This window comes from Acinetobacter geminorum, from assembly GCF_013009345.1.
In the GTDB taxonomy this organism is placed as follows: Bacteria; Pseudomonadota; Gammaproteobacteria; order Pseudomonadales; family Moraxellaceae; genus Acinetobacter; species Acinetobacter geminorum.
This window is the reverse complement of the sequence record NZ_JABELE010000026.1, coordinates 1-15,991: the sequence shown is the minus strand read 5'-3', so window position 1 is coordinate 15,991 and position 15,991 is coordinate 1. Positions and strand designations below refer to the sequence as shown.

At 39.5% G+C, this 15,991-nt stretch carries 16 protein-coding genes; 8 read left to right on the top strand and 8 right to left on the bottom strand.

Annotation, left to right across the window (positions count from 1 at the left end):
- Positions 1–168 precede the first annotated feature (168 nt).
- The 7 genes from HJG58_RS17520 (at position 169) to HJG58_RS17490 (ending at position 4,664) form a co-directional block, all read left to right on the top strand.
- Positions 169–822, top strand: a complete 654-nt coding sequence (locus HJG58_RS17520) for a glutathione S-transferase N-terminal domain-containing protein (protein WP_130120046.1) — start codon at positions 169–171, stop codon at positions 820–822.
- A 6-nt stretch (positions 823–828) separates the two neighbouring features.
- Positions 829–1,263, top strand: coding sequence for a ClpXP protease specificity-enhancing factor (locus tag HJG58_RS17515; RefSeq protein WP_170249715.1), 435 nt, complete (start codon positions 829–831; stop codon positions 1,261–1,263).
- 18 nt (positions 1,264–1,281) lie between these two features.
- Entirely contained in the window at positions 1,282–1,938 is a 657-nt protein-coding gene (locus HJG58_RS17510) for a hypothetical protein (protein WP_170249714.1), read from the top strand.
- A 336-nt stretch (positions 1,939–2,274) separates the two neighbouring features.
- On the top strand, positions 2,275–2,634 hold the full coding sequence (locus HJG58_RS17505; protein WP_002117827.1) for a roadblock/LC7 domain-containing protein: 360 nt from the start codon (positions 2,275–2,277) through the stop codon (positions 2,632–2,634).
- 83 nt (positions 2,635–2,717) lie between these two features.
- Entirely contained in the window at positions 2,718–3,683 is a 966-nt protein-coding gene (locus HJG58_RS17500; protein ID WP_170249713.1) for a hypothetical protein, read from the top strand.
- A gap of 8 nt (positions 3,684–3,691) precedes the next feature.
- Positions 3,692–4,252: a GTP-binding protein gene (locus tag HJG58_RS17495; protein ID WP_170249712.1), complete on the top strand. Its 561-nt coding sequence runs from the start codon at positions 3,692–3,694 to the stop codon at positions 4,250–4,252.
- Positions 4,245–4,664, top strand: coding sequence for a roadblock/LC7 domain-containing protein (locus tag HJG58_RS17490; RefSeq protein ID WP_170249711.1), 420 nt, complete (start codon positions 4,245–4,247; stop codon positions 4,662–4,664). Before HJG58_RS17495 ends, HJG58_RS17490 begins: the two co-directional genes overlap by 8 nt.
- A 55-nt stretch (positions 4,665–4,719) precedes the next feature.
- Here the strand turns inward: HJG58_RS17490 and HJG58_RS17485 are convergent, their stop codons facing one another.
- The 6 genes from HJG58_RS17485 to HJG58_RS17460 are packed head-to-tail and all read right to left on the bottom strand — an operon-like array spanning position 4,720 to position 13,086.
- Entirely contained in the window at positions 4,720–6,660 is a 1,941-nt protein-coding gene (locus HJG58_RS17485) for an acetyl/propionyl/methylcrotonyl-CoA carboxylase subunit alpha (protein ID WP_170249710.1), read from the bottom strand.
- 18 nt (positions 6,661–6,678) lie between these two features.
- Positions 6,679–7,515: an enoyl-CoA hydratase/isomerase family protein gene (locus HJG58_RS17480; RefSeq protein WP_170249709.1), complete on the bottom strand. Its 837-nt coding sequence runs from the start codon at positions 7,513–7,515 to the stop codon at positions 6,679–6,681.
- Between the two features lie 10 nt (positions 7,516–7,525).
- A complete protein-coding gene (locus tag HJG58_RS17475; protein ID WP_170249708.1) occupies positions 7,526–8,683 on the bottom strand; it encodes an acyl-CoA dehydrogenase family protein in 1,158 nt (385 codons plus the stop codon).
- 42 nt (positions 8,684–8,725) lie between these two features.
- Entirely contained in the window at positions 8,726–10,339 is a 1,614-nt protein-coding gene (locus HJG58_RS17470; RefSeq protein WP_170249707.1) for an acyl-CoA carboxylase subunit beta, read from the bottom strand.
- A gap of 9 nt (positions 10,340–10,348) precedes the next feature.
- Positions 10,349–11,260 carry an SDR family oxidoreductase gene (locus tag HJG58_RS17465; RefSeq protein ID WP_216076599.1) on the bottom strand — a complete coding sequence of 304 codons (912 nt, stop codon included), beginning with the start codon at positions 11,258–11,260 and terminating at the stop codon, positions 10,349–10,351.
- 20 nt (positions 11,261–11,280) lie between these two features.
- Positions 11,281–13,086, bottom strand: a complete 1,806-nt coding sequence (locus HJG58_RS17460) for an acyclic terpene utilization AtuA family protein (RefSeq protein ID WP_170249705.1) — start codon at positions 13,084–13,086, stop codon at positions 11,281–11,283.
- A gap of 180 nt (positions 13,087–13,266) precedes the next feature.
- Between HJG58_RS17460 and HJG58_RS17455 the strand changes: the two genes are divergently transcribed.
- Complete coding sequence (locus tag HJG58_RS17455) at positions 13,267–13,866, top strand: TetR/AcrR family transcriptional regulator (RefSeq protein WP_170249727.1); 600 nt, start codon at positions 13,267–13,269, stop codon at positions 13,864–13,866.
- 32 nt (positions 13,867–13,898) lie between these two features.
- Here the strand turns inward: HJG58_RS17455 and HJG58_RS17450 are convergent, their stop codons facing one another.
- On the bottom strand, positions 13,899–15,062 hold the full coding sequence (locus tag HJG58_RS17450; RefSeq protein WP_170249726.1) for an acyl-CoA dehydrogenase family protein: 1,164 nt from the start codon (positions 15,060–15,062) through the stop codon (positions 13,899–13,901).
- A 141-nt stretch (positions 15,063–15,203) separates the two neighbouring features.
- The gene (locus HJG58_RS17445) at positions 15,204–15,767 is read right to left on the bottom strand and encodes a DUF4256 domain-containing protein (RefSeq protein ID WP_170249704.1); all 564 of its coding nucleotides are present in this window, start codon (positions 15,765–15,767) and stop codon (positions 15,204–15,206) included.
- Positions 15,768–15,991: the final 224 nt, after the last annotated feature.

Genomic DNA, 15,991 nt, shown 5'->3' with positions numbered 1-15,991 from the left:
TATCGAGTTGGACAAAAAGCCTTGGATTTTCCCAAGGCTTTTTTATTATGAAAATAGAGCCATAAAATGCAAACTTATAAATATAAACAAACTATCTCTTTAGAACCGTGATTTCCTAGAGTATTTTTAGTATCCTAATCGATTCACTCAACCACGTCGTCTTGTGATATGTCGGTCGAAAACACCTCTATTCAGGGGATTACCCTTTACAGTCATGCTGATGATTTCCGTTCTCACTGGATTCGTTTCTTATTAGCAGAAAAACAAATCAAATATCAATTGATCATAACTGACCATGAAGACGAAGATTTAGCCAGCTTAAATCCTTACAACCAATTACCGATGTTGGTCGAACAAAATCTTAAATTATTTTCAGCACCTATCATCGCTGAATATTTAGATGATCGTTATCGCCAAAGTAAGCTTTATGCCGATGCTCCTATGATGCGTGCAGAACAGCGGCAGTATATTTGGAGACTTGAAAATGACTGGTTCAAATTAGCAGATCACATGTTAAAACATGCGGACTCTCTAAATCTCGAACAAAAGCAAAAAGCTCAAAAAGAACTACGTGAAACATTGATTTCACTTACTCCCCTATTTCAGCATTTTCCGTATTTCATGTCTGAGAATTTTACAATCTTAGACTGCATGCTTGCCCCGATCTTTTTAAGATTAAATAGTATGGGAATTGATTTACCCAAACAGCACTGTCGACCTATATTTTTGTACTGTAAACGTATCTTTGAACGGCCTTCTTTTGCTAAATCGATGACGCCTCAAGAGAAAAACCGTTACAATGAACTATTAAATATGGAATAGCGTGATATGTCTGAGCAAACTATTGATTTAACCCCTACACGTCCTTATCTTGCTCGTGCAATCTATGAATGGATTTGTGATAACCAGCTTACTCCTTATCTATTAGTTGATGCGACACAACCGCATACCGACGTTCCGCAACAATTTGTTAAAGATGGGCAAATTGTTCTAAATATTGTGCCCCATGCAGTTCATCAATTGCTTATCACCAATGAAGCTATTACCTTTTCAGCTCGTTTTGGAGGAGCATCAAAAGATATTTATGTCCCTATTCAAGCAGTTTTGGGGATTTACGCACGTGAGAATGGGCAAGGTTTATTCTTTGATCCTGAAGAATATGCCAATGTAACACCTGTAGAAAATACAGTAGAGTCAGAAGTACAAGAAACAACTGAAACAACATCAACCAAGAAAAAACCATCGTTAAGAATTTTAGATTAAATATTAGAGGAAGAAAGCATGGCATTTGATTTAGTCCAATACTTTGCTGAGCAGATAAAAATTCAAAAGCCTCAGCTTTTAAATCAATATCCAGTTAATGAAAAAAATAAACTGATTGATGAGGTGAATATTCTTACGCTTGGAAAACTAATTAGTTTATGGCGTCAGAATGACAATAAGATTTATCAAGAAATCAAAACCTCAGACCCACTCTATATTCAAGAAGTTGCTCGTCATTTAACAACTTCTAAACATAATCAGTCGACTTTAAAAAATTCAGAACTAGAACAGAGTATTTCTGAAATTTTAACTTTGCAATTAGCAGAACTTAATCAGCTCGATGAAACAGGTGGTTTTGGGCATAACGGCTTAAAAGAATTAATTTTAGGTCAGATCGAACACTTATCTGGTCAAGCTGAAGATTGGGTTTGGTTAACAAACCACCTAAATGAATTAATTGGTTCTAAACCTGTGGAACAAGAAGAGCTATCATTGGATACAACAATGAAGGAGTTCAATCAAATGGTTCATCAAGCCCAACCTCATCACGAAGACTTGCATATTGAAGAACAAACTACTGAGATTTCGGTACCTACCTGGTCAAAGATTATTGCCCCTGTCGTTGCTTTAGCAATTTTGGGTTACTTATATTGTATTTATACTCAGCTCGTTTAGTTCACTTATTGCTATAAAGGGGAATTCATTATTTCCCCTTCTTTATGATTTAAATTATAACATTTTATCTACAAGTATTTTATTAATATTCTATTACAATTGTTTTACCCAGATTTAAAAATATATAATGTAAAACTCAGCACAATATTAAAATTAAAATGTAAAAATAATCTTATAATATTTTCCATGGTCTGACATTTTGTGTCACTTATTTCCCAAAACAACAATTTTACTTTTATTTAATTTATTGACTTCAAGTCGAGCAAAAATATAATGAATTTCAGCTACTTTTAGGAAAAGTAGTAAATATAATTTTAGAATCCTGAGAGATAAAAAATGGCTAAACTTTCTTTAGATAGCTTAACGACAATTGATGGTTTTATTGCTTCTGCACTTGTTGATTCGGAAAGTGGATTATCACTTGCAACACAAGGTGGTGGGGAAATTGATTTAGAATTGGCTGCTGCTGGTAATACAGAAGTCATTCGCGCAAAACGAAATGTAGCTAATGCATTGAAGTTAAATGATAATATTGAGGATATTTTAATTACCCTAGGTAAGGCTTACCATTTAATTCGACCTTTAGAAAGTAATAATAATTTGTTCCTTTACTTAGTTCTCGACCGTAGCAAATCAAATTTGGCTATGGCTCGTCATGAGTTGAAGTCATTTGAAAAAGAGCTCGATTTCAGTTAAGTGATTTAGTTTATGCTCTTTATATTCATTATAAAGAGCATAAAAAATCATTATATCAATTTATAAAAATTTAAAATGATACTATGGATAGTCATTGCATAAATATTGCAGTTTCAGGTTTAAGCTTAAAAGTTTCAGATGAATTAAAAATATTAATCCGCAATCTAATATCAAATCAATATGGTATTAACTGGGTTAATATTTCCAGTAATCATATTGATTTATTAATCATTAACGAAAACTTTTTTGATGCAGATAATATTCAAAATATTCTTCACAAGAAAAAATTTCTTTATTTAAAAGTTACGAAAGCAGCTTCAGAAAATAGAAATTCTATTTATGAACACACCTTACATCTACCGGTAGAAAAAACAGAACCTCTATTAGAATGGCTAGAGGACAATTTATTGTCCTCTTTAGATCAGACAAAATTTGCTGTAGTTTCTGATTTATCAAATGAGTCTCCATTCATTGATAATAAATTTATAAGGAATTTGCACAGTTCAGAAAATCCTAGGCTACACATCTTTGATGATAAAGGCACTTTAGCGATTATTGATAATAGAACTCAAATTGCTTGGTTGGAGCCCTCTCGTCAAAAAACACAAACTAATATGAGCTTTAACTTTGCTTTTGCAAAAACATCGGATTTTACTAAGGTTTCTCGTAAAAAAGATTATTATGTACAAGACTGGTTATGGAATCTGATTTGGAATTCAAAAAATTTTGAGAATCTAGCCTCGAAGGATAGTTATTTTAAAATTGACTATTGGCCACAGCCCTATCAAAAAGAATATAGAAAAGTGAGTCTACAACTCTCTGCTTGTTTTATACAGGGAGCAAAAATTACTGATGTGGCTAAACAGCTTAACTTATCAATCAATGACGTCTTGCACTTTGTTACAGCTTGCTTAATGGCAAATAATGGAAAATTTATTTCTGCAAATAAATGTGCTTACACGCCTAATTCTTATTTAGAAAATTCAAATACGGACAATCATTTTTTTAAAAGTTTTATAGGGAAAATTAGACGGCGTTTTGGTCTTTAAGGGAAATTATGATTATACAGCAATATAAAATTGTCTTTGCAGGTAGTATGGGGGCAGGAAAAACAGAAGCGATTAAATCGCTATCTGAAATTCCAATTCTGGAAACAGAAGCATTCAATACAGATGTACAAAGTCACCAGAAAACCCAGACCACTGTAGGCATTGATTATGGTGAAATTACATTAGATGATGGAATCAAAATCGGACTCTATGGAACCCCAGGACAAAGCCGTTTTGATTTTATATGGTCGGTCATTTGTGAAGGTGCAATCGGTGTTATTTTATTATTAGATCATAATAGTTCGAACCCAATTGCTGAGCTAGAAAGCTACTTAGAAACCTTTCAAAATTACAATGATAATATTGCGATTGGTATTACTCATGCTGACGAAAATAAAGAATCATCACTTCAACAATATCGTAATTGGATAAAAGCAAAAGGATTACCGTATCCGTTGTTTTTTATTGATGCACGTGAGAAAGAACAAATTTTAATGATGGTTGAATCATTAATTGCATCACTTGAAGTCAAGGTAGGCTTAACATCTAAAGGGAATGATCATGCTTAGTATCCCAACTCAAAAGCGAACCGCTCCAACACAGTTACTACAACTTGCAAAAAATGAAGCTCATAATATTTTGATGAATACACGAGGTGTAGACTTTGTGATGATTTGTTCTTCCGATGGTTTTGAATTAGCGACCGTAAGTCATAAAAACTACCGTAACACTACAAAATTAGCAGCAGTGAGTAGCTCAATTTTGGCAATGGTCACTGCATTTTTAAAAGAGATTCAACTCACTGGTTGTAACAACATTACTTTAGATGCAGATAATGGCAAAGCTATTCTGACCGCTATTCCTGCCGTTCATCACCCGATGGTTATGGTGACGCTAAGCAATAAAGAGGTTCTTTTAGGACAACTATTATATAGTCTAAAAAAAGCAAGTCAGTTGATTGCAGAGGCAGATGGAGAATAAATCAGGACTCCTCATTTAAAGTAAAATACCGCTCATATAGAGCGGTATTTTTTTACTAGATTTGAATAGTAAATAACATCTGCCGTTTTTTTACTTGCTGGCCTTGCTGTCCTAAAACCTCTTCCACTACACCATCCACATCAGATTTAATCTGTTGCTGAATTTTCATGGCTTCAAGAATCAATAATGTTTGGCCCTTTACTACTTGATCGCCTTCATTGACTAGGATATTCACTACAGCCCCATCCATCGGTGCTCGAATTTTGCCATCTCCCGCTACATCGGTAGCTTCTGGTGCAGCGTAAGTCATATTGCGTATCAAAACATTGCCATTATTCTGATCTAGATAAAGCTGATCATCATCCAATACATATTGAACACGGCGACGTACACCATCAATTAAGTAAACTAGTTGCTCTGGCGTTTTCTCAAGCACATCAATACAAACTACTTGATCACAGAGCTGTACCGTAAACATGTTATTTACAGATGAAAGTTGTAATTGGATACTCTGATCATCACATTTCAACTTCAACGGTAACGGCACGCCAAGACCCGTTTGCCATGCCGCAGTTCCTTTGCTTTGGCTAAATAATGCTGCAGCAATGGCTAAGCTTTCTAAAGATAAAACCTGCTTATGTAGACTACTATCATCTTGAAAATGCTGCTGAATAAATGCGGTATTGGTATCACCTGCCACAACAACTGGATGACGCAGTAAATTGACCAAGAACTGTTTATTGCTATTTACACCCAGCAAAACACAGTCATCAACTGCACGCGCCAATAAGCGAATTGCATCCTCACGGGTTTTACCGTATGCAATCACTTTTGCCACCATCGGATCATAAAATGGACTGACTTCATCAGTTGTTAACATGCCATGATCTATTCGCACATTTGGCAAAGTTGCAGGCTTCCAGCGTAAGACTTGACCAGTTTGAGGCAAAAAATCCTGACGCGGGTCTTCTGCATACAAACGCACTTCTATCGCATGTCCGTTTAATGTCAATTCATGTTGTTGCAGTGGTAATTGCTCACCATTCGCGACACGTAACTGCCATTCAACCAAATTCAATCCTGTAATAAGTTCAGTGACTGGATGCTCTACCTGCAAACGGGTATTCATTTCTAAGAAATAAAATGCACCCGATGCATCAAGCAAAAACTCAACCGTCCCCGCACCTACATAAGCACATGCTTTCGCTGCTGCCACTGCAGCCTCGCCCATTTGCTGACGTAGTTCAGGCGTCATCACTGGACACGGTGCTTCTTCAACAACCTTTTGGTGACGGCGCTGGATTGAACAATCACGCTCAAACAAATACACATAATTGCCATGTGTATCGCCAAAAACCTGTATTTCGACATGGCGTGGAGCAATGACTGCTTTTTCTAAAATAAGCTCGCCTGAGCCAAAGGCATTTTCAGCTTCTGAACGCGCAGTTTGTAAAGCTTCCACCAACTCAGAGGATTGCTGTACCAAACGCATGCCACGACCGCCGCCACCCGCAGAAGCTTTAACCATCAAAGGAAAACCGATTTGCTCTGCTTGAGTAGCCAAATATTCAAGATCTTGTCGGTCATCCTCATAACCTGGCACACAAGGAACACCAGCTTTGATCATGGCAATTTTGGAGAGGCGTTTACTGCCCATTAACTCAATTGCTGAAGCGGTTGGCCCAATAAAGGTAATCTGATTGTCGATACACGCCTGAGCAAATTCAGTATTTTCCGACAAAAAGCCATAACCGGGGTGAACTGCATTAGCCCCAGTTTTTTTGCAGGCTTCTATAATTTTAGCGATAGAGAGATAAGACTCCGATACTTTTGAAGCACCGATATAGACAGCTTCATCCGCCTCTTGCACATGGCGAGCATAACGGTCAGCATCGGAATAAACTGCGACAGTCTGATAGCCCATGGCTTTGGCTGTCTGCATAACTCGAACTGCAATTTCACCACGATTGGCAACCAGTACTTTTGAAAATTTCATTATTTTTATCCTTATCGCTTATGACTCATCTGCCCAATTTGGCAATCGTTTCTGGATAAAAGCCATCGTTCCCTCTTGTCCTTCAGCACCACCAACCGCTTGAGCGAACTGCTGTGCAGCATCATTAAGCAATTCATTTAAATTTTCATTGAGCGTTCGATGTAACAATGCTTTAGTCACACGCGAAGCCTCTGGTGCTGCTCGTTTAATGTGCTGAATGGTTTCCTGTAAAGCTTGTTCAAGTTCGATTTCATTATGTGCAATTTGATGAACCACACCAACACTCAGTGCAGTATGTCCTTCAAAACGCATGCCGAGTAAAGCAAGTCGGCGTGCCTGAGTCAGGCCAATACGTTTCACCACAAAAGGGGCAATTTGCGCAGGAATTACACCTAGACCCGTTTCAGGTAAACCAAACTGAGTATTGTCACGGCTAATGGCAACATCTGAAACACAAGCCAGACCAAAACCACCACCTAACACCGCACCCTCTAAAATCACCACAACAGTCTGCGGTGCAGCTTCGACTTGCTCAAGCATGGCGCCAAAACGACGGTTAAAATCCACATAAGGTTGTAAGCTACCAACATTGGCTGCTTCAACACGCAAAGCCGCCATGTCTTTAATGTCACCACCTGCACAAAAAGACCCGCCTTCACCACGGATAATCACTGCACGAATTGAAAGGTCATCACGAATGGCAGTAAAAACTTGTTGAATGGCATTCACCATATTCAAGTTCATGGCATTGCGGCTCTCCGGTCGATTTAACCAGAGATATAAAATACTGCCGTCTTGTTCCAATTGAATGCTGTCATCAATATCTATAGCTTGTAGAGAAGTCGAAAGTGTCATGGCTGATTCCTTATTTTTGTTTTTTTGGCAAGATATCCATAAGTTTGCAGATAATCCCCAACATAATCTCATCTGCCCCACCACCAATAGACCCTAAGCGACCATCACGGTACAACTGTGATGCAGGATTATCCCACATAAAGCCATTGCCGCCCCAATATTGCAAACAGCTATCAGCAACTTCACGGGTTAAACGTCCTGCTTTGAGTTTTGCCATAGAAGCCAGCTTGGTTACATCTTCACCCGCAATGTGCTGTTCACACGCTTGGTAGGTTAATGATTTAAGCGCTTCCACTTCGGTCATAAGTTCAGCAAAACGGAAATGAATATATTGGTTATTGATGAGTGGCTGACCAAACGTCGTACGTTCTTTGGTATAGGCAATAGTCTTCTGGATCAAAGTTTCTAAGCCACCAATAGCATTAGCACAAGCCCATAGGCGCTCTTCCTGAAATTGCATCATCTGCATCATAAAGCCCATACCTTCGACACCCACCAAGTTGCGCTGCGGTACACGGACATTATCCAAATAAACTTGAGCAGTCGTTGTTGAACGCATCCCTAATTTATTCAGCGGTTCTGAAAAACTAATCCCTTTAGTTTTTGCCGGTACAATAATCATCGACTTGTTGACGTGTGGTTTATCGTCAGATGTGTTGGCTAAAAGACAAAAGAAATCAGCCTGCAGTGAGTTGGTAATCCACATTTTGCTGCCGTTAATAACATAGTCATCGCCATCTTTTTTAGCAGTCGTTTTAATGGCTGCGACATCCGAACCAGCATGCACTTCCGATACTGCAATTGAGGCAACATATTCTCCAGCAATTGCCGGTGTTAAAAATTCATCACGCAACTCTTTGCTGCCAAAACGCGCCAAAGCAGGTGTTGCCATATCCGTTTGTACACCAATAGCTAAAGGCACACCACCACACGCTGCACGACCAATTTCTTCGGCAACCACAAGGTTATAAGAATAGTCTAGAGCCAAACCGCCATTTTCTTCAGGCTTACAAATCCCTAATAAGCCGAGATCGCCCATCTTTTTAAATACATTATGAATTGGGAATTGCCCTGCTTCTTCCCATTCCAGAATATGTGGATTCAGCTCATTTTGAACAAATTGATGTGCTGTGCGACGTAATGCTTCATGTTCAGCAGTAAATTTCATTGTGTTATTCCTATTAATTTTTTTAATTGCGGTAAAGGTTGATTAAAAACGGGACACACCAAAACGAGTTGGATTTAGCTCTCGTTGCTGTGCTTCATAAATGGTCTGTAAAAGGAAAATTAATAATTTTCGGGTATCTCGCGGATCGATAATGCCATCATCATGTAACATGGCCGTATTAAAAAGCGCGGTAGATTGCTGCTCCAATTTCATCGCAGTGCTTTGCTCAAGAAAATCGAGCATTTGCGGATTCGGCTCCTGACCAGAAGCTTTTTGTTTTCCCTCTGCCACAATGCGTAGCACCTTTCCAGCCTGTGCAGATCCCATGACAGCAACATGCGAATTTGGCCAAGCAAAGATAAAATCTGGCGATAAGCTCCGACCACACATCGCGTAGTTACCTGCACCATATGAGCCTGCCACAACAATAGAAATTTTAGGTACGGTACAATTCGCAACAGCTTGAATCAGTTTCGAGCCATGCTTGATAATGCCATTTTGTTCGGCATCGGTTCCCACCATAAAACCTGTGGTGTTATGCAAGAACAATAATGGACGTTTAGTCTGCTCACATAAGTGAATAAACTGAGCTGCTTTCGCTGCTCCTTGAGGCGTAATCGGACCATTATTGGTAATAATACCAATATGCAAACCACCAATTTTTGCCCAACCACATACCGTTAAATCATCATATTCCTGTTTAAATTCTAGAAAATCTGAATCATCAATAATGCGCGCAACCACTTCTTTCATATTCAGTGGTTGTTTCGGGTCGTTTGGAATCACACCCAACAGTTCATCGACATCGTAACGAGGTTCTTTATATGTCGTTTCAACTGGTTTGATTTGTTCTTTCCAGTTCAGATGTTCAAAAATTTCACGTGCAAGCCGAATACCATCAGCATCATTTTCAGCCAAATATTCTGCTGTTCCAGCGACCTGCGCATGCATTTCTGCACCACCCAATTCCTCCGCTGTAGCCACTTCACCCGTGGCAGCCAGAAGTAACGGGGGGCCTGCAAGAAGCATTTCGGTTTGTTTGCGTACAGCAATGACATAATCCGAAAGACCTGGTTGATAAGCCCCTCCTGCCGTTGCATTCCCATGTACCACTGCAAGTTGTGGAATACCTGCCGCAGACAAACGTGCTTGATTGGCAAAGGTCATACCGCCATATGTAAATACTTCAGCTGCATAATTTAAGTTGGCACCGCCACTTTCGGTCAGCGTAATCAGCGGGAGTTTTTGTTCCAAAGCAATTTTTTGCAAACGCAGTGTTTTCTGTACACCCATGGGCGACATGGTTCCACCTTTAATTGCACTATTACTTGCTGAGACCAAACAGCGCACACCACTGACAAAACCAATGCCGGCAATTACGCCACCACCAGCTTCCGAACCATCTTTATCATCATGCATGTTGTAGCCAACCAAACCGCATAGTTCGATAAAAGGAGAATCTGCATCGAGTAATAACCGTAGACGCTCATGCGGCAAAATCTTGCCTTTCTTGTCAAACTTCGCTTTGGCAGCATAAGACTTATCAATGCTTTTTTGTTGAATTGCACGGACTTCACTCAGCTGAGCAAGCAGTGCCTCTTTATTCTTTTGATACTGTTCACTACCAACAGTAATTTCGGATTGAAGAATGGTCATTTTTATTCCTCACTCCAAACCTGAATTATTGTTGTGCTCGACTTTTTCAGTTTTATCTTTTTTAAAAATTTCAGGAATAAACGCGCGATGGAAACCATTATAAGACTGACTATTTGTCGCTTCGGCTAGTGGATACATGCGTGTCCCTTGCGATGCAGCACCATCAATACGCAAAGTTACACCGGACACAAAAGCTGCGGCATCAGAGAGTAAATAACAAATTGCCGATGAAACTTCAGACTCTGTTCCCATACGTTTTAATGGTACATTACCAGCAAGACTTGGAATAATCACTTTGGCAAAATCACCGCTATAATTATCCATCCCTGATGACACAATCCACCCCGGTGCAACAGCATTTACTCGAACGCCCGATTTACCCCATTCAACCGATGCTGTTTTAGTAAGGTTATCCACCCCTGAACGTGCTGCACCCGAGTGCCCCATTCCCGGCATACCACCCCACATATCGGCAGTCATATTGACAATACTGCCGCCATGTTTTGCCATCCATTGGTTATAAGCTTCGCGCATCAGGTAAAAAGTTGAATGCAAGTTATTACGTATAACGGCATCAAAACCATTGGCAGAAATACTTTCCAAGGCAGATGGAAACTGACCGCCCGCATTGTTCACCAAACCATCCAATCTACCGAATTTTTCAATCACCTCGGCAATCATATTTTTGACTTGCTCTTCTTCACGGTTATCACAAACAATGAAATGAACCAAGCCACCATCTTCTATAATTTCTTGGCTTACTTTCTCTAATTTCTCAATTTTGCGTCCTGTAATCACTACTTGTGCCCCCAAAGCGGCAAGCTCATGTGCAGTACAGCGGCCTATCCCTGAGCCACCACCCGTCACAGTCACGACTTTATTAGCAAAAGCATCTGGTCTAAAAATTGATTGATAACTCATCTTTGTTTCATCCATTCATTTTATTTTTCTAAAAGATGTGCCGGAACTTTTACAGGCATATCCAATAATTGTTGTGCAAAGGCCTTCCCTTGCGGATCTATGCGTAGGCTTGCAACACCACCGCCACCCAAGGCATTTTCCAACATAAAATTCAGTGCATTTAAACCCGGTAACTCATAACGAATTACTCGCCCTTTCTCTGCATCCAAAACATGCTGCATATAGCTAGCAACCGCCTGTTCAGTCAGTGCCGCACGAATCCATGGTAAGTATTCTGCTTTACGCGCAATCACACCGATATTGCTATGATTACCTTTATCACCACTGCGGGCATGTGCAATTTCAATCAAAGGAACTTCAATTTCATTCCCTTGATAAACTACACTTTCACCTGCCCCCAAATTAGGGAATTGCTCTGTAGAAGTACCCCGAGGAATCTCAACTGGATAGCGATTGCCCTCAAAATCGATTTCAACATTTACCTGATCTTTATCGATTAAAAATGAAAATAATTTAATCACTGGAGATGCTTTGGGTCGGCCTCCAACAATTCCTGCCAAGGCAGGAGCCATACCTGTTGAAGCTTGTGCAATTTCAGATGCAAAGAACATACATGCTTCTTTAAACATGTGTTTTACAGCTATTTTGACCACAACTTCACGACTATTTAATGTTTGGGCATGTTTGCCGTAGGTACTTTCAATACCTAAAATTTCAACAGACTTTTCACTAAAAGGTGGCACTGAACGCATTGCTAAAACACGTTCACACTTAGTCAAAATCGCATCGGCAATGACTTGTGCTTTTTGTGGTGCCTCACGTCCTGCAATGAGGAAACTCACTAAAACCCGATAACCATCAGGATAGGTCGCGCTGACTTTATATTGTGTAGTTGGTGCTTGCCCTTTTGCACCCGTCACACGAACTCGGTGCTCCCCGACTTGCTCTAAATGCACGTGGCTGAAATCAGCAATTACATCGGGTAGTAAATATGCTTGAGGATTGCCAATTTCATAAACGATTTGCTCAGCAACCGTAGCGGTAGAAACCAGACCACCAGTCCCCTGTGGTTTGGTTACAACAAATGAACCATCTTCACTCACTTCAACCACTGGAAAACCCATATTGTCAAAGCCTTGTACCAAATGCCAATCGGTGAAATTGCCGCCTGTACATTGGGCACCACACTCAATCACATGACCAGCCAAGGAACCTTGTGCTAATTTGTCATAGTCATCTAAAGACCATTGATATTCATTAAGTAAAGGAGCAAGTACCACAGCAGAGTCAACAACACGACCAGTAATCACAATATCTGCGCCTAGATTCAAAGCATCACGAATAGCCACTGCCCCAAGATAAGCATTACTACTCGCTACTTGTTCTGGTAAAGGTTCACCACTAAACATTTCCAGAACATTCTGCTGCTTAAGCTGCTCATGTTTTGGTAAAAGATCGTCACCTAAAACCACAGCAATTTTCAGGTCTAAGCCATACTCTTTAATAATTTTTTGCAAGGCATCGCGGCAAGCCAATGGATTAACACCACCAGCATTACTAATCACCTTAATCTTTTTTTCTGCAATTTTTTTAAGTAGAGGTGCCATCACCCGACTGACAAAATCCAAAGCATAACCATGCTTTGGCTCGACCATCATCGCTTTTGCCATAATCGACATGGTGATTTCTGACAAATAATCAAAGACTAAATAATTAATATCGGTTAAATGCACCAATTGGAAAGCCGCAGTGTTGGTATCCCCCCAAAAACCTGAGGCACAACCTATTTTTACGACACGCCCATCATCCTGCTGATTACTTGTCATTTCATTTCTCATTATTCTGTATAAAAATTACGCTTAACCATACCAAGCAAGCGCTTGGTTTGTAAAGTGCAAAATGTTATTGTAATAATGACTAAAACTTCCAAACTCAATCATTGCTTAGAAATGTGCTGAGATTTGGTGAATATTTCGATTCATATTTTTACAGGTTCACGTTTTCGCATGATTGCTACCTCAATTGAACAAATTCCCAATATCTCCTGTTTTGATGACAGCCCGCGTGGACGCCTACTACAAGGTGCTGCGTACCTATTTCATAAACAAGGTTATGACAAAACTACAGTCCGTGAACTCGCTCAATTCATTGGTATTCAATCGGGGAGTTTGTTCCATCACTTCAAAAGTAAAGATGACATCCTTGCCCATGTGATGGAGCAAACCATCATTTATAACCTAGCCCGTTTAGAAGATGCAGCAACTCAATCTACAGATCCAGAGCAACAATTACGTGCCCTTATTAAAGCCGAACTCATCTCAATTACAGGAGATACCGGCGCAGCCATGGCTGTGTTGGTGTATGAATGGTTTGCCCTTTCAAAAGAAAAACAAGATTATCTTTTAAAAATGCGTAATGAATATGAGCAAATTTGGTTAGATGTTATTGAAAAGTTACGCACAAAGGGCAAGATAAAGCACGATGCCTTTATTTGGCGACGTTTAGTTGGTGGAGCGATTTCATGGACCGTAACTTGGTATAAACTTGAAGGAAAGGTCAAAATTGATGAACTGACCGAAATGGTTTGGGAGATGGCATTAAAATAAAAAAAGGTGGCTCAATGGCCACCCTGCAAGAATTAATAACCTAACTGCTTACTAATCAAATCTTTCATAATTTCTTCAGCACCGCCACCAATCATATTGACCTTCACCTCACGGTAAATACGTTCCGACTTGGTACCTCGCATAAAGCCCATGCCACCCAATGTTTGCACAGCTGCATCAGCACAAAATTGCATAGTGCGAGTAGCAACATTTTTAAGCATTGAAATTTGTGCCACCAACTCAGGCCCCTGTAAATTCGGCTGAGTCATTTTCCATGCAGTTTCTTCAAGTAATGCCCGTGTTGAGGTTAATTGCGTTGCCATATCTACCAATTTATGACGAACCACTTGATGATCAATCAATCGCTTACCAAAGGTCTTGCGCTGCTGTGCCCAATCCAAAGCTTCTTCATAACACACCAATGCATAGCCATAAGCCACTACACCTAAGAAAAACCGCTCCATATTAAAGTTATTCATAATCACTTTAAAACCAGCATTTTCTTTACCCAGTAAATTTGATGCAGGGACTCGTACTTGATCAAAATGCAAATGCGCCGTATCTGAAGCCCACCAACCCATTTTCTTTAAAGGTGTTTTAGTAATTCCCTCACTATGCGCATCAACTAGCAACATTGAGATACCTTCAGCACCCGTTTTTGTCGGATCTGTACGTACTGCAACTGTATAGTAGTCAGCACGAATCCCCGATGTAATAAAGGTCTTCTCACCAGAAACAATATAGTAATCACCGTCCCTGACAGCCTTGGTCTGCAATGCAGCGACATCTGACCCTCCTCCTGGTTCAGTAATCGCTAATGCTGAAATCTTTTCCCCAGAAATAATCCCCGGTAAAACTTTGACCTTTAATTCTTCACTACCAAAATGCTGAATTGGTGGAGCACCAATGGTATGTACCATGAGTGAAATATGTACTCCACCCGAACCAGCTTTTGCCATTTCTACACCAGCCAGCAATGAATAAAATGGATCTGCATCTGGAATACCGCCATATTCCTCAGAAAAACCTAAACCTAATAGACCAATTTCAGCAGCCTTTTTATATAGCTCTCTTGGGAATGTTTCAGCCTCATCCCATTCATTAACGAAAGGAGCCATTTCTTTTTGTACAAAACGACGAACATTATCAGCAAAAGCAATATGTTGTTCATTATAGTAAATTGAGTTTGGTTGCATTTCTACAGATGTCCTGATGTTTTTATTTAATTCCAGAACATATCTTGTCATGTTTGACATCAATCAAAAGTTGCAAGAATCTCCATTTTCTTGGCATAAAACATCAAAGCCTCTTCTTTTTATTCAAATACAATGCAATGCCTATACTCTTAAGCAACAACGAAAACCACGGGCAGCATAATAAGACTGCGCTCCATTATGATAAATAAAGACACGGCCATATCGACGATCAGCAAAAAGTGCTCCATCTAGTTTACGAATCTCATTTGGGGTTTTGAGCCAACTTGATGTTTTAAGATCAAACTCTTCAATTTCTTGTAATTGGTAATATTGCTCTTCTGTTAAAAGTTCAACTCCCATTTCCTTAGCTACATCTATTGCGCTATTTTTAGGAGGGTGATCTTTTCTAGATTCTAGGGCCTCGCGATCATAGCAAAGGCTTCTACGACCTTTAGGTGTCTCAGGAGAGCAATCTACAAATAAATATTCATCTTCCGGCTGATCATAAGCAATAACATCAGGCTCTCCTCCTGTATTTTCCATTTCCAGCAATGACCGCAATTTATCAGGATCTTTAATTAGTTTATTTTGCACATCCGACCAATTCATTTCTTGATGACGATGTGTGTTCTTTTCAAATCTATTTTTTAATAATTCAAGGAGTAACTCAATTTGCTTTTGAGTTAGTTGTTCTTTAGTTGGCATTGAATAAGTCCTTATATTTATTAAATCGCAAATCTGTTGCAGATTAAATTTCTAATTAAGTAACCAATTTTAGAGTAGCTTTATTTCTTTATAATTTGAATCAATTTTAATGTTTAAAACATTGTAGGTATAAATAAACTACCCCATAAAGCAACACCCCCATTCATAGGAATGGGGGTGTTTGTAATAATGAGCTGGCGATGACTTACTCTCACATGGGTAAC

Coding starts and splice junctions, on each gene's coding strand:
- HJG58_RS17490 (WP_170249711.1), top strand. CDS start 4,245: ATGCTTAGTATCCCAACTCAAAAGCGAACCGCTCCAACACAGTTACTA.
- HJG58_RS17520 (WP_130120046.1), top strand. CDS start 169: ATGTCGGTCGAAAACACCTCTATTCAGGGGATTACCCTTTACAGTCAT.
- HJG58_RS17465 (WP_216076599.1), bottom strand. CDS start 11,260: ATGAGTTATCAATCAATTTTTAGACCAGATGCTTTTGCTAATAAAGTC.
- HJG58_RS17460 (WP_170249705.1), bottom strand. CDS start 13,086: ATGACAAGTAATCAGCAGGATGATGGGCGTGTCGTAAAAATAGGTTGT.
- HJG58_RS17500 (WP_170249713.1), top strand. CDS start 2,718: ATGGATAGTCATTGCATAAATATTGCAGTTTCAGGTTTAAGCTTAAAA.
- HJG58_RS17445 (WP_170249704.1), bottom strand. CDS start 15,767: ATGCCAACTAAAGAACAACTAACTCAAAAGCAAATTGAGTTACTCCTT.
- HJG58_RS17470 (WP_170249707.1), bottom strand. CDS start 10,339: ATGACCATTCTTCAATCCGAAATTACTGTTGGTAGTGAACAGTATCAA.
- HJG58_RS17485 (WP_170249710.1), bottom strand. CDS start 6,660: ATGAAATTTTCAAAAGTACTGGTTGCCAATCGTGGTGAAATTGCAGTT.
- HJG58_RS17455 (WP_170249727.1), top strand. CDS start 13,267: ATGATTGCTACCTCAATTGAACAAATTCCCAATATCTCCTGTTTTGAT.
- HJG58_RS17510 (WP_170249714.1), top strand. CDS start 1,282: ATGGCATTTGATTTAGTCCAATACTTTGCTGAGCAGATAAAAATTCAA.
- HJG58_RS17475 (WP_170249708.1), bottom strand. CDS start 8,683: ATGAAATTTACTGCTGAACATGAAGCATTACGTCGCACAGCACATCAA.
- HJG58_RS17480 (WP_170249709.1), bottom strand. CDS start 7,515: ATGACACTTTCGACTTCTCTACAAGCTATAGATATTGATGACAGCATT.
- HJG58_RS17515 (WP_170249715.1), top strand. CDS start 829: ATGTCTGAGCAAACTATTGATTTAACCCCTACACGTCCTTATCTTGCT.
- HJG58_RS17495 (WP_170249712.1), top strand. CDS start 3,692: ATGATTATACAGCAATATAAAATTGTCTTTGCAGGTAGTATGGGGGCA.
- HJG58_RS17505 (WP_002117827.1), top strand. CDS start 2,275: ATGGCTAAACTTTCTTTAGATAGCTTAACGACAATTGATGGTTTTATT.
- HJG58_RS17450 (WP_170249726.1), bottom strand. CDS start 15,062: ATGCAACCAAACTCAATTTACTATAATGAACAACATATTGCTTTTGCT.